We start from the raw sequence: 13,407 nt of genomic DNA, 5'->3' as shown, positions 1-13,407 counted from the left end.
AACTTTCATTTCCGTTTAAATAACGTAAAACGATTTGTATTTTTTCATCAGCTGTAAATTTAGCCATAGAAAAACTGCACCTCCAATTGTTAGACTGTGTCTAACAATTGGAGGTGCAGTTCATAAGTTTGTGCTCTTTTTATTTTGTAGGAATAATGAAAACAGATATAGCTGCAAGAAGACCTGCAAATGAGAATAAGTAAAAATTCCATGCTAAGTCATATTGCATTGTCATAATAATACCGACAAGAATAGGACCAGTAATTGCGCCAACTCGGCCAAGTCCAAGTCCCCAGCCTAAGGAAGTAGCTCGGATATGTGATGGGAAGTATTGTGTTACATATGCATTTAATATTTGGGTAATGCCAACTGATCCAATTCCAGCAAGACCAATTAAAAGATAGATGATTGTAACAGATGGTTTAATTGTTAATAGTCCAATACATATAGCTGCCATAAGATAGGAGATGCTAATAACAATTTTAGCTCCTATACGATCGGCGATTGCTCCAGCAAATAATGCACCGATAGCGGCAGTAATATTTAGCATAAGTAGGAATGATAAACTAGATCCAAGAGGGTATCCTGCCTGTCGCATCATCTGAGGTAACCAAGTATTTAAACCGTATATTAAAAACATACCCATTATATAAGTGATCCAAAAGAGCAGCGTTGCTTTTCTGTATTCTTTTGAGAATAAAGTAAGAAATCCATTTCTCTTTCGCATATTAGATGAGGGTTGATGCGTTTCATCTTTCACATAGAATTCAATTTGAAAACGATTAAGGATTTGGTCAACTTCTTTTTGGCGATTACGTGATAATAAAAATTGAATGGATTCAGGTAAATAACGAATAATGAAAGGAATAAGGAGTAGTGGAATCATTCCGATGCCAAACATAGTTCTCCATCCGAAACCTTCTAACATAAACATCGACAAAATAGCGCCTAACACGATCCCTAAAGGATAGCCAGTAAACATAAGAGCATAAATAAAAGATTGTCGCTTTTTTGGTGAATATTCAACAGTAAGTGCTGAAGCTGTTGGAATAACACCACCTAATCCGATTCCTCCGATAAACCGAGATAAACCAAATAATTCGGGAGAAGGAGCAAGTGCAGCTAGGCCCATTGTGATAGAAAAAAGTGCTAAGCAGCATATAAGCGTCCATTTCCGTCCAATTAGATCTGTAATGGTTCCAACTAGAATAGCGCCAATAAACATACCAAATAAAGCATAGCTAGCAATTGTACCAGCATGTGCCGGCGAAAGTGCCCAGCTTTTGTCTTCTAGGAGCTTTGGCAGAACGGCACCGTAAATACCTAAATCATATCCATCAGCTAGAATAGCTAGCCAACAAATAAAAACAACAAGTTTTGTAATAGAGCTCGAAAAGATAGTTTCTGTAAATTCTAGATGAGGTGGAGCTGAAGGTTGCATAGTATTCCCCCTTTTTATTTGTAGATGAGTATATTATTTTATTTGGTGTTAATATTTTCCTTCTTGTATCGGAATTTATATGAAAAGGTTTTATAACAAATAAAGAAGCTCAACAGTCATTCTGTTGAAATTCTTTATTTGTTTACTCATTATCAACTCGTTTTAACGGTTGATCTGCCGGACCTTCAATAACATCTCCCTCAATTGAAAAGCGTGAACCGTGGCAAGGACAGTCCCAAGTACAATCACCATTATTCCATTCAACTTCGCAGCCGAGATGTGTACAAGTTGTATCGACAATATGTAATTTTCCATCTTTGTCCTTATAAGCACCTGCTCGTTTCCCATTAACATGTACGACAGATCCTTCACCAACTTCGAGGTCTTCTGGTTTACGTAATGCAGTTTCAATCTTTCCTTCAATTAAATGTTTCGCAACATCAAGGTTTTGGGAGAGGAACGTTTTTATATCTGGATTTGCATGGAAGCGTGATGGTGCATACAGTTCTTTATATGGACTGTCTACTTTTAGAATGGAATCCTTCAGTAAATGAGCGGCAGCAGTTCCAGTTGTCATTCCCCATTTACGATATCCAGTTGCAACAAATATATTTGGATTACTTTCGTTAATATGTCCGATATAAGGGAGCTTATCTAGCGTAATTAAATCTTGTGCTGACCATCTATAAGGAACTTCATCTATTCCAAACGTTGCTTCCGCAAAAGAATAAAGTGCTTCGTAATGAAGCATCGTGTTTATTCCTTGTCCTGTTTTATGACTTTCTCCGCCAATTAAAATTAATTTTTCCCCATTGCTTGTTGTGTAGCGTAAGGAGCGTTTTGGGTCATCAATACTTAAATACATGCCACCTGGATAATCTGTTTTTGCTTTAATAGCAAGAGCATAAGAGCGTTCTGCGTACATTCGCGTAAAGAAAAAGCTATTCGCATCATAAAAAGGAAAGTGTGAACAAGAGACAACATATTCACAAGTAATGCGATGTCCGCCCTTTGTAATGACTTGTGGAGAATCTCCTTTTTCTACATCCATAGCAGTCGTTTGTTCGTAAACTTTTCCGCCCATCTCCACAAACTTTTCTAAAAGTGTTTTCAAATAAAGAAGGGGATGAAACTGGGCTTGATTTTTCATGACAAGTGCAGATTGTACTGGAATTGGAATCGATAGAGATTGAACATAGTCACAAGGTATATTTAATTTTTGATAGGCTTCATATTCTTTCGATAAACTTCTTAATCCCTTATCGGTAGTTGTATATAAATATGAATCTTCATTTGAGAAATTACAGTCGATTTTATATGTTTGCACAGTTTCATTAATAAATTGTAGAGCATGATTATTTGATTCATAGTAAAGCCCGGCTTTTTCCATACCGAAATGATTGATTAATTCATCATAAATAAGATCATGTTGCGCTGTTATCTTTGCTGTTGTATGCCCAGTCGTCCCGTTTAAAATAAGACCAGAATCAAGTAATACAACATCGATGCCTTCTTTTGCAAGTAAATAGGCAGTAGTAATACCTGTAATACCAGCACCGATAACAGCAACTTTTGTCTTTATATTTTCAGATAAAGGGGGAAAAGTCGGGATTTGAGTAGATTCAATCCAATAAGATGATGGGAATTGTGGAAATGTATCGCTTGTCATTAAGGAAACCTCCTGATTTAGAACAATTTTCCTTTTAATATTTCCATATGATATGAAATTCATGTGTGCTGTTTGAGAGGGAGGCTATTTTTATTTAAAAGAAAGATGAAATTATCTTAATATAATTATCAGATGTTGTCGGTATGAAGAGGTAGAAGTTGTGTAAAACTAGATTTAGATGAGTGTATTTGTTGTTTACATAGAGAGTTCTTGAATAAGATAGAGTCTATAGCATGGAAAAGTACGTATATGCATAATGGATGAAACCTTATAAAATCTATGTTTTTTCTTTAGTGAAATAAAGTATAATTATAAAAATATAACCAACTTTTATTACTAGGTCATAAAAGTTATTGACAATGTGGAAATTCTATTGATATGATTTATCATGTGGAAAGGTTGATAGAGAGTAAAAAGAGAAATGTTTTTCATTGATAATAAAAGCGAAAAGTAAGTGACGATAGAGTGAGTATATTTTCCTTATAATAGAGGCTTTTTTAATCACCTAGTAAAATCAATCTGGAAGCAAGAATTGATATATGTAAGTTGCGCAAGGCGCGGCATAAGAAAGGGGCAAAAGGATGAAGGAGCTTCATACGTTTGGGTGGTATGCAGCACGTGTATCACCACATTTGCCGAAAAAGGCATTTAAACCAGTTCCTACTCGTCTGTTTGGTGGACTGGCTTATTTGCTTGTGGCATTGGCGGGGTTAATATCGATTGGTGTATTTGAATTGAATGTGTGGGCTAATCTAGGAATTGCGATCGTTCTTGGATTATGTTTTGCTTCACTTGGGTTTTTAGGGCATGAAATTTTACATGGAACTGTTGTAAGAAAGGCATGGCTTCGTGATTTCTTAGGAGCGATTGCATTTATGCCATTATCAACAGGTCCTAAACTTTGGCGAAAGTGGCATAATGCAACGCATCACGTTCATACACAACATGAAGAGAATGATCCAGATGCATGGCCTACACTTGAGAAGCTTAAAAAGAGTAAGTTTTTGAGCTGGGTATATCGCATGCCTCTTCATGTACGTTCATTCTTTAGTTTTCTGTCACTAACAATTCAATTTACATTGCATTCGACTCGAATGTTCTTTCATTTTATAAAAGAGTTTAAGTCATCCAATCAAAAATCTGTATGGCTTCAACTTCTTTTGCCTTGGACTGTTTGGATTAGTTTATTGTTTATTATGGGACCTGGAAAATGGTTATTTGCATATGTGATTCCATTGTTAATTGCTAACTTTATTGTAATGGCATATATCGCAACAAATCACCGCTTAAATCCAATTGTTCCAGTAAATGATCCGTTAGCAAACTGTTTATCAGTAACAGTGCCGCGTTGGGTAGACGTTTTACATTTCAATTTCTCATATCATACAGAACATCATTTGTTCCCTGCTATGAGCTCTAAATACTACCCGTTAGTAAAAGAGAAAATTAAAGAAATGTGGCCGGAACGCTATCATGAGATGCCGATGACAAAAGCTTTGGCAGCGCTATGGAATACACCACGTGTGTATTATCAAGGAAGTGAATTAGTGGATCCGCATAGAGAGCATTTCTATGGTTCTTTAGGAAATGGGCTAGATCCTCATAATATTTCATATCGTGAGGAACATATAGAGGAAGAAGAGAGTATTAAAAAAGTAAATCAGTAAAAATTGATATATGTTGCAGTGAAAAAGCAAGCCATCTCAGGCTTGCTTTTTCTTATAAAGAGACTTCTTTTTTATTCTTTGTATTAATTTGAACGGAGTTTGTTTCTTTTCGCTGTAATCGTTTTTCTAAAAGATTAACAAGGTAAGTGAATAGGAGAACGAGCACGAGATAATATAAACCAACGATTATATATGTATCTAATTGTTGGAAGTTCCCTGCAGCGATTGATAAACCTGACCCCCATAATTCGGACAATCCTACGTAAGCAACAAGTGAAGAATCTTTTAATCCAATAATAAATTGATTTCCTAAAGGAGGAATAGATTGACGAAATGCTTGCGGTAATACAATACGTCGCATTGCTAAAGAATACGGCATCCCTAGAGAGCGAGCAGCTTCCATTTGTCCACGATCGACAGATTGGATAGAGCCGCGGAAAATTTCAGTAATATATGCACCGTTATGGATTGCTAAAGCAATGGCTCCTGCCCAAAAAGGAGTAAAAACAACAACGGATGTAATCCCAAAATAGAGAATGGCGATTTGAACAATTAAAGGTGTACCACGAATAATGGCGATATATACGTGAGCAATACTATTTAAAACTTTATTGTTAGAGATTCGAAAGAAAGCGAATAGTAATCCAATTAGTGAACCGAGTAATAGGGATGTTAGTGTTAATTGTAATGTGACAATAGTAGCTTTTAAGAGTGTGGGATAGGTAGAGATAAAAATTTCAAACATGCGTTTCACCTCATATTGTATAGATTTTAGTAGAGAATGAAATGCCCCACACAAAGTGGGGCATGATTTATGGAAACTTTGAAGGGCTAAATTACTTCGTTTTTTCCTCTTCACCAAGAATATTACGCCCAAACCATTTTTTACTGATCTTTTCATACGTACCATCTTTAATAATTTCATCTAAAGCTTTATTTACTTTCTCGACCATTTCTTTATCATCTTTACGAATAGCAATTCCCATTTCATCAAGGTTTAGTGGTTTTCCAGCTTCTTTTATATTTGATTTACCTTCTTTGATCATGCGTAAACCAACCATTTGATCTGTAATTACTGCGTCGATACGTCCAGGCTCTAAGTCCATAAGTGCAGTAATATCGCTATCGTATTCTGTAATTTGATCTGTATATTTTGCAACGAGGTCTTTAAAGGTACTAGCTTTTACAACACCAATTTTCTTACCCTTTAAATCTTCTGGAGAAGAGATAGATGTATTCTTTTTAGCTACAAAAATTTGGGCACCAGAACGATAATAAGGATTTGAGAAATTAACAGCTTTTAAGCGTTCTTCTGTAATTGCCATACTGCCCAGTATTACATCATACTTTTTCGCTTTGAGACCTTGGATTAGCGTTTCCCATGGATTTGTAATAGGGGTTGGTTTCATATTCATTTTTTTCGCAAGTGCTTCACCTAGTTCTACATCAAAACCGACAAGTTTTCCGTCATTTTCTTTATAGTTAAAAGGTTTATATAAGCCACTCATCGCATAACGAAATTCTTTTTCACCATTTGAAGAAGTAGTAGCACTTTCCTTACTACAGGCTCCTAGTATAAAGGATGTGCATAATGTAATACTCGCAACAATGGTTAATAGTTTTCTTTTCATAAAACCCCTCCTATATATTGATCATACGGATGGTTTTAAGTATGTTATTGAAATATTTTATTTAGATGATTAGTTGTGCACCGTATGAATGTATTTCTTTTCGTTTGAAACAGAAGTTATATTATAAAACGTTACGTAAAAATTGTTTCGCTCGTTCATGTGATGGAGCTGAAAAGAATTGTGCTGGCGGAGCATCTTCTACAATTTTTCCATCATCCATAAAAATGACGCGATCAGCTACATCTCTTGCGAAATTCATTTCATGAGTAACAATAACCATGGTCATTCCTTCTTCAGCAAGTTCTTTCATAACTTGCAATACTTCTCCAACAAGTTCAGGGTCTAAAGCTGAGGTAGGTTCATCAAATAGCATAATTTTAGGATTCATAGCAAGAGCTCGTGCAATAGCAATACGCTGTTTTTGACCACCTGATAGGAGATGGGGCGTTACATCTGCTTTATCTTGTAGGCCGACTTTTTGCAGAAGCAGATTTCCGATTTCTTTTGCATTTGCTGCTTCTAATTTTTTTACATGAATAGGTGCTTCTATGATGTTTTCTAGTGAGGTCATATGGGGAAAGAGGTTAAAGTGCTGAAAAACCATACCGACATTTTCGCGGACTTTGTTTAAATTTGAATGCTTTGGATCAATTCGTTCACCTTGTAAGTGAATTTCACCTTCATCGTACATTTCTAAAAAGTTAAGACAGCGAAGTAATGTACTTTTACCGGAACCACTGGCACCAATTAAAACGACAACTTCTTTTTCTTGTACTTCTAAATCAATTCCTTTTAAAACGTCAAGTGAGCCAAATGATTTTACTAGATTTCGAACCTGAATCATACAAAACCCCCAGTCAAAAATATATTTTACAAATGTTGCCCCTTATTTCTGTTATTAGTCACAAATTGTCAGAATCCTTTATTTTTTTTAGTTGATTTGATATTCAAGGGAATAATGATTTTTAAAATCCCTATATCTTTCTATAACGAAAATATGGATAATAATATATAGGTAGTACTTATATTACTTATAAAAAGGGGGAAAGAAGAGATGGAAAAAGAAAGGAAGGCATTTTCCTTTGGCTTACGTACACAACTTATGCTATTCACTACAGTTTTAGCTTTAATTACATATTCAACAAGTATATTTTTTATTTATGTGATATATGATTATTTTCAAAGTTATGTAAGTCAAACTGCATATAATATTATCGTTATGTTATTAGGGGTAGTATGGTCTGGAATTTTAGCATATGGAGCAGCCATATTTTTAATTAAACCGCTTCGAAAGTTAGAGGAGGCGGCGAGAAAAGCGGCTGAAGGAGACATTCGTGAAGATGTTCCGTTACCGAAGACTGATGATGAAATTAAATCTTTAAGTATTGCATTTAATATGATGCTTGGGAACTTAAGGGGCATGGTAAAAAATATTGATACAACATTTTCGTATACAAACAATCAAGTACAGCAAATTAGAAAACAAACTGGCGAAGCAACGAAACAAGCACAAGGTGTTTCTGAAACTCTTGCAGAGATTTCTTCTGGCGCTGAGCAATCAGCGGCATCAATTCAAGCGATTGTTTCCGCTGTTGATACAACAACTTCTATTGCAAGTGAAGTAGAAGAGAAAGCAAAACAGTCTGATGAGTTGTCTTCAGAAATGGTTCAAGCTTTAGGGCATAGTACGCGTGTCTTTACGTCTTTAATTCAAGGTATTCAAACATTGGCGAAAGAAAATGAAGATTCAATGCAAAATGTACAGAAGTTAGAGGAAAGAATGAAACAAGTAGAACATATTGTATCTGTTGTGAGTGAGATTGCTAGCCAAACAAATTTATTAGCACTTAATGCTTCTATTGAGGCTGCTCGTGCTGGAGAGCATGGACGGGGCTTTGCCGTTGTAGCTGAAGAAGTACGTAAACTTGCAGATGAAAGTGACCATTCTGCAAGAAATATATCGCAGTTATTACGGAATATGCAAGAGGAAGTGCAACAAGTTGCAACGAAAATGACAGAACAAGTGAAAATAGCTAAAGAAGAGGCGAAACGTGGGGCAGCTACCGAATTAATTTTAAAAGAAATGTCATCAAGTGTTATGGAAGTAGCGGATGCAACGAAGCAAATTAGTATCTATATGAATGAACAAGTGAGTCACATTCATCAAACAGGTGCACAGACGAAGGCTGTAGCAGCAATTGCTGAAGAAACGTCAGCTGGTTCACAAGAAGTAGCACGTGTAACGTTGCAACAATCTAAAAATATGATAGCGATCGATCAATTATTAAAGGATTTAGAGAAGCAAGCAACAGACTTGAAACAAACAATTGAACGATTTTCAATGTAAAAGAGAAGAACAGAATGCTGTTCTTCTCTTTTTTAGCTAGATTTAATATCTATAGTTAAAAGATATAAACTATGAACGTTTCCGCAACATTCTTTTCTGTCCCTTTCGGATGAAAATTATAGCGAGCTATAATATTAAAAGGGGTGTCTTTTATGAAAAAAGAAAAAAGACAACGATTAATTAAACAATTTGTAAAAGAGTATGAAATAGAGAAGCAAGAAAGATTAGTAGAATTGTTAGCAAAAAAAGACGTATTAGTAACACAAGCTACGGTTTCTCGAGATATTCGTGAGTTAAACTTAACGAAGGTACCTTCTCAAGAAGGATTGATGATATATAAAATTTTCTCAGAAGAGCATTTACAAACTGATATAAAGTTAAAGAAAAAATTACGGGAGGTTGTTGTGAAAATTGATTGTGTAGATCAATTAATGATTATTAAAACATTACCTGGAAATGCACATGTTATTGGTGTTTTATTTGATGAGTTAGATTGGAAAGAAAAAATAGGATGTATATGTGGAAATGATACATGCCTTATAATTTCTCAGTCGAAATCAGATAGGGAGATTTTAGAAGAAAGGTTAAATTTAATTATTTAGATGCAAAATCCTGTTTTTAATAAAAATTAAAAACAGGATTTTTGTGTAAATACGGAAGTTAAATATTCAACATATATGCGTAATATATGTATTTTTTATTGAGAAAGCGAGATAGTTTGGTATAAAAATACATATTCGTATGATTTTAAAAAAATAACTTGTTTAATATTTCACAATGATAATGTGGATGCTTTCACAAAGATGAAAGTGCAGAGCATTTATTATGTACTTGTAAGACATCAAACATATTTAAAAGGAGGTACAACAAATGAAACATCCGATACATGTTACTTCAGAAATTGGGGAATTACAAACGGTTTTATTAAAACGACCGGGTAAAGAAGTGGAAAACTTGACGCCAGATTATTTGCAGCAATTATTATTTGACGATATTCCATACTTACCAATTATTCAAAAAGAGCATGATTATTTTGCACAAACGTTACGCAATCGGGGTGTTGAAGTTCTTTATTTAGAAAAACTAGCCGCTGAGGCGTTAGTAGATAAAAAACTTCGAGAAGAATTTGTTGATCGTATTTTAAAAGAAGGACAGGCCGACGTAAATGTTGCACATCAAACTTTAAAAGAATATTTACTTTCCTTTTCAAATGAAGAATTAATTCAAAAAATTATGGGCGGTGTACGGAAAAACGAAATTGAAACAAGTAAGAAGAGACATTTATATGAATTAATGGAAGATCATTATCCGTTTTACTTAGATCCAATGCCTAATTTATATTTTACTCGTGATCCAGCAGCTAGCGTGGGCGATGGCTTAACGATAAATAAGATGAGAGAACCAGCACGTAGACGTGAATCATTATTCATGGAGTACATCATTAAATATCATCCAAGATTTGCAAAACATAATGTACCAATCTGGTTAGATCGTGATTATAAATTTCCAATTGAAGGTGGCGACGAGCTAATTTTAAATGAAGAAACAATTGCGATTGGAGTATCTGCTCGTACTTCAGCTAAAGCAATTGAACGTTTAGCTAAAAATCTCTTTAGCCGACAAAATAAAATTAAGAAAGTGTTAGCAATAGAAATTCCAAAATGTCGAGCATTTATGCATTTAGATACAGTATTTACAATGGTTGATTATGACAAGTTTACAATTCACCCAGCCATTCAAGGGCCAAAAGGGAATATGAATATTTATATTTTAGAAAAAGGATCAGATGAGGAAACTCTTAAAATTACACATCGTACTTCTTTAATGGAAGCATTAAAAGAAGTATTAGGTTTAAGTGAATTAGTTCTTATTCCATGTGGAGGAGGAGATGTAATTGCTTCTGCTCGTGAACAATGGAATGATGGCTCGAACACATTAGCAATCGCGCCAGGTGTAGTTGTTACATATGATCGCAACTATGTATCCAATACGTTATTACGGGAACACGGTATAGAAGTGATTGAGGTGCTAAGTTCGGAATTATCTCGTGGTCGTGGGGGTCCACGTTGCATGAGTATGCCAATCGTTCGTAAAGATATTTAGTATAAATAACGGAGAAAGTAGGGATGAAGTATGTTAATGACTAGACCAAATTTAAAAGGAAGAAGCTTTCTAGCAGAAAAAGATTTTACACAAGAAGAATTGTTATATTTTCTAGATTTGGCAGCAGAATTAAAAGAGAAAAAGAAAAATGGTATCCCGCATCATTATTTAGAGGGTAAAAATGTAGCGCTCTTATTTGAAAAAACTTCCACTCGTACGCGTTGTGCATTTACAGTAGCATGTACAGATTTAGGAGCGAATCCTGAATATTTAGGGAAAGGTGATATTCAGCTTGGGAAAAAAGAATCTGTAGAGGATACAGCAAAAGTGTTAGGGCGTATGTTTGACGGAATTGAGTTTCGTGGATTTAATCATGAAACTGTAGAATCTTTAGCACAAAATTCTGGCGTGCCAGTTTGGAATGGATTAACAGACATGTGGCATCCAACACAAACACTAGCAGATTTATTAACAATTAGAGAACATGTAGGGAAATTGAAAAATGTAAAGCTCGTTTACGTTGGCGATGGACGAAATAATGTTGCTAATAGCTTACTAGTTGGTGGAGCAATCGTTGGAATGGATGTACGTATTTGTACACCGGAAACTTTATGGCCTGCACAAGAAGTAATTGATTTAGCAAAAAAATATAATGAACAGGTAATGATAACAAGTAATGTGGAAGAAGCTGTTGCGAATGCAGATGTAATTTATACAGATGTATGGGTGTCTATGGGGGAAGAAGAAAAATTTGCTGAACGTGTCGAGTTATTGAAACCTTATCAAGTAAATATGAAAATGATTAAAGCAACAGGGAATGAAAACGTGATTTTCTTACATTGTTTACCTGCATTTCATGATGTTGAAACGATGTATGGCGAAGAAGTTTATGAGAAATATGGGTTGAAAGAAATGGAGGTAACTGACGAAGTATTCCGCAGTAAACATTCAAAAGTATTTGATCAAGCTGAAAATAGAATGCATACAATTAAAGCGGTTATGGCAGCTACTTTAGGAAACATGGAGTAAAGAAGAAAGGGAGTCTTCCTTTCTTCTTTCTCCTCCTTTAGACACTATCATTCACTATTGCTTTTGTATTGTTATTGCAATTAAAGAGAGGTGAGTGGAATGGGTGAAGATAAGAAATTAGGGTTGTTTACACTGACGGCTCTTGTAGTTGGGTCTATGATTGGCGGTGGAGCCTTTAATTTAGCGAGTGATATGGCAAAAGGTGCTGGTGCTGGAGCCATTATTATTGGCTGGGTTATAACAGGAATTGGGATGATTGCACTCGGATTATCTTTTCAAAATCTAACTGTAAAACGGCCAGATTTAGATGGTGGTATTTTTAGCTATGCAAAAGCAGGATTTGGTAATTTTATGGGATTTAATAGTGCGTGGGGATACTGGCTATCTGCTTGGCTTGGGAATGTAGCTTACGGTACATTATTGTTTTCTTCATTAGGATATTTCTTCCCGATCTTTGAAGGCGGTCAAAATGTAGAATCCATTATTGGGGCAAGTGTATTATTATGGTGTGTTCACATGTTAATTTTACGTGGAGTTCGATCAGCAGCCCTTGTGAATTTAGTAACTACAATCGCAAAATTAGTACCTGTATTTGTATTTATTGTCATAGGAATCTTCGCGTTTCATATTGATACGTTCTTAGATGGATTTTGGGGGCAAACTGGTTCTTTTTCATGGGGAGCAGTTGGCAGCCAAGTTAAAAGTACAATGCTTGTAACTTTATGGGTATTTATTGGGGTAGAAGGGGCTGTTGTTTTATCCAGTCGAGCAAAAAATAGAAGTGATGTAGGGAAAGCAACCGTTATTGGCTTAATTGGTACACTCATCATTTACATTTTAATCACATTATTGTCTCTTGGACTTATGCAGCAAGCAGACATTGCAGGTTTGAAAAATCCGGCTATGGCTTATTTATTTGAAAGTGTTGTTGGAAAATGGGGTGCTATCTTTATTAATTTAGGTTTAGTCATCTCTGTATTAGGTGCTTGGTTAGGTTGGACTTTGCTCGCTTCTGAAATTCCATATTTAGCGGCTAAAGATGGAGTATTTCCAAAATGGTTCGCAAAAGAAAATAAAAATAAGGCTCCAGTAAATTCATTATGGATAACAAATGGTTTAATACAAATATTCTTGTTAACATTCGTCGTTTCTGATCAGGCGTATAACTTTGCATTCTCTTTAGCATCTTCAGCTATTTTAATCCCATATGCTTTTTCAGCATTTTATCAACTGAAACATAGCTTAAAGTCTGAAGAAGCAGATCGAAATAAAAATATAATAATTGGCTTGATCGCAAGTATTTATGGCGTGTGGTTAGTTTATGCAGCCGGTTTAGAGTATTTATTATTAACAATGACTTTATATGCGCCAGGTATTTTTATTTTTTACAATGTTCAAAAGCAAAAGAGTTCGAAGCAAATATTTACTCGAGTGGAATTAGCATCATCCGTAGCAATTGGTGCTTTAGCATTCTTTGCGATTTATGGATTAATTACAGGCAGTATTACTTTATAAAGCGC

General features: G+C 35.1%; 11 protein-coding genes and 1 pseudogene. 7 read left to right on the top strand and 5 right to left on the bottom strand.

Annotated elements, in window-relative coordinates; all coding sequences use genetic code 11:
* Positions 1-139: 139 nt before the first annotated feature.
* On the bottom strand, positions 140-1,441 hold the full coding sequence (locus ACTFRN_RS27390; RefSeq protein WP_001183071.1) for an MFS transporter: 1,302 nt from the start codon (positions 1,439-1,441) through the stop codon (positions 140-142).
* A gap of 142 nt (positions 1,442-1,583) precedes the next feature.
* Positions 1,584-3,110 carry an FAD-dependent oxidoreductase gene (locus tag ACTFRN_RS27385; RefSeq protein ID WP_000199953.1) on the bottom strand — a complete coding sequence of 509 codons (1,527 nt, stop codon included), beginning with the start codon at positions 3,108-3,110 and terminating at the stop codon, positions 1,584-1,586.
* Between the two features lie 581 nt (positions 3,111-3,691).
* Between ACTFRN_RS27385 and ACTFRN_RS27380 the strand changes: the two genes are divergently transcribed.
* Positions 3,692-4,777 carry a fatty acid desaturase family protein gene (locus tag ACTFRN_RS27380; RefSeq protein WP_000661225.1) on the top strand — a complete coding sequence of 362 codons (1,086 nt, stop codon included), beginning with the start codon at positions 3,692-3,694 and terminating at the stop codon, positions 4,775-4,777.
* A 52-nt stretch (positions 4,778-4,829) separates the two neighbouring features.
* Here the strand turns inward: ACTFRN_RS27380 and ACTFRN_RS27375 are convergent, their stop codons facing one another.
* From ACTFRN_RS27375 to ACTFRN_RS27365, 3 genes are all read right to left on the bottom strand, one after another.
* Entirely contained in the window at positions 4,830-5,522 is a 693-nt protein-coding gene (locus ACTFRN_RS27375) for an amino acid ABC transporter permease (protein WP_000461543.1), read from the bottom strand.
* 91 nt (positions 5,523-5,613) lie between these two features.
* Positions 5,614-6,408 carry an ABC transporter substrate-binding protein gene (locus ACTFRN_RS27370; RefSeq protein WP_000823738.1) on the bottom strand — a complete coding sequence of 265 codons (795 nt, stop codon included), beginning with the start codon at positions 6,406-6,408 and terminating at the stop codon, positions 5,614-5,616.
* A gap of 121 nt (positions 6,409-6,529) precedes the next feature.
* Positions 6,530-7,252 (bottom strand): amino acid ABC transporter ATP-binding protein, encoded by a 723-nt coding sequence (locus ACTFRN_RS27365; protein ID WP_000616942.1) that lies wholly within the window; start codon positions 7,250-7,252, stop codon positions 6,530-6,532.
* Positions 7,253-7,462: 210 nt separating this feature from the next.
* Between ACTFRN_RS27365 and ACTFRN_RS27360 the strand changes: the two are divergent.
* The 6 genes and pseudogenes from ACTFRN_RS27360 to arcD all read left to right on the top strand — a co-directional run.
* Positions 7,463-7,813: pseudogene (locus ACTFRN_RS27360) on the top strand (HAMP domain-containing protein); the annotation flags it as partial.
* Positions 7,805-8,755, top strand: coding sequence for a methyl-accepting chemotaxis protein (locus ACTFRN_RS27355; RefSeq protein WP_414834319.1), 951 nt, complete (start codon positions 7,805-7,807; stop codon positions 8,753-8,755). The pseudogene ACTFRN_RS27360 and the gene ACTFRN_RS27355, both read left to right, overlap by 9 nt.
* Positions 8,756-8,907: 152 nt before the next feature.
* Positions 8,908-9,357 carry an arginine repressor gene (gene argR, locus ACTFRN_RS27350; RefSeq protein ID WP_000711838.1) on the top strand — a complete coding sequence of 150 codons (450 nt, stop codon included), beginning with the start codon at positions 8,908-8,910 and terminating at the stop codon, positions 9,355-9,357.
* A gap of 268 nt (positions 9,358-9,625) precedes the next feature.
* On the top strand, positions 9,626-10,858 hold the full coding sequence (gene arcA, locus ACTFRN_RS27345; RefSeq protein ID WP_000682328.1) for an arginine deiminase: 1,233 nt from the start codon (positions 9,626-9,628) through the stop codon (positions 10,856-10,858).
* Between the two features lie 30 nt (positions 10,859-10,888).
* Complete coding sequence (argF, locus tag ACTFRN_RS27340; RefSeq protein ID WP_000930298.1) at positions 10,889-11,887, top strand: ornithine carbamoyltransferase; 999 nt, start codon at positions 10,889-10,891, stop codon at positions 11,885-11,887.
* A 99-nt stretch (positions 11,888-11,986) separates the two neighbouring features.
* The gene (gene arcD / locus ACTFRN_RS27335) at positions 11,987-13,402 is read left to right on the top strand and encodes an arginine-ornithine antiporter (RefSeq protein ID WP_000503415.1); all 1,416 of its coding nucleotides are present in this window, start codon (positions 11,987-11,989) and stop codon (positions 13,400-13,402) included.
* Positions 13,403-13,407 lie beyond the last annotated feature (5 nt).

It is taken from the genome of Bacillus cereus group sp. MYBK245-2 (genome assembly GCF_051916145.1).
GTDB classification, from domain to species: domain Bacteria; phylum Bacillota; class Bacilli; order Bacillales; family Bacillaceae_G; genus Bacillus_A; species Bacillus_A pacificus.
The sequence above is the reverse complement of the archived record's forward strand: the minus strand, read 5'-3'. Positions and strand labels throughout refer to the sequence as shown.

What these genes read in the sequence shown, in the direction of transcription:
- ACTFRN_RS27385 (WP_000199953.1), bottom strand. Translation starts at nt 3,110, where the DNA reads ATGACAAGCGATACATTTCCACAATTCCCATCATCTTATTGGATTGAA.
- argR (WP_000711838.1), top strand. Translation starts at nt 8,908, where the DNA reads ATGAAAAAAGAAAAAAGACAACGATTAATTAAACAATTTGTAAAAGAG.
- argF (WP_000930298.1), top strand. Translation starts at nt 10,889, where the DNA reads ATGTTAATGACTAGACCAAATTTAAAAGGAAGAAGCTTTCTAGCAGAA.
- ACTFRN_RS27355 (WP_414834319.1), top strand. Translation starts at nt 7,805, where the DNA reads ATGATGCTTGGGAACTTAAGGGGCATGGTAAAAAATATTGATACAACA.
- ACTFRN_RS27365 (WP_000616942.1), bottom strand. Translation starts at nt 7,252, where the DNA reads ATGATTCAGGTTCGAAATCTAGTAAAATCATTTGGCTCACTTGACGTT.
- ACTFRN_RS27370 (WP_000823738.1), bottom strand. Translation starts at nt 6,408, where the DNA reads ATGAAAAGAAAACTATTAACCATTGTTGCGAGTATTACATTATGCACA.
- ACTFRN_RS27380 (WP_000661225.1), top strand. Translation starts at nt 3,692, where the DNA reads ATGAAGGAGCTTCATACGTTTGGGTGGTATGCAGCACGTGTATCACCA.
- ACTFRN_RS27375 (WP_000461543.1), bottom strand. Translation starts at nt 5,522, where the DNA reads ATGTTTGAAATTTTTATCTCTACCTATCCCACACTCTTAAAAGCTACT.
- arcA (WP_000682328.1), top strand. Translation starts at nt 9,626, where the DNA reads ATGAAACATCCGATACATGTTACTTCAGAAATTGGGGAATTACAAACG.
- arcD (WP_000503415.1), top strand. Translation starts at nt 11,987, where the DNA reads ATGGGTGAAGATAAGAAATTAGGGTTGTTTACACTGACGGCTCTTGTA.
- ACTFRN_RS27390 (WP_001183071.1), bottom strand. Translation starts at nt 1,441, where the DNA reads ATGCAACCTTCAGCTCCACCTCATCTAGAATTTACAGAAACTATCTTT.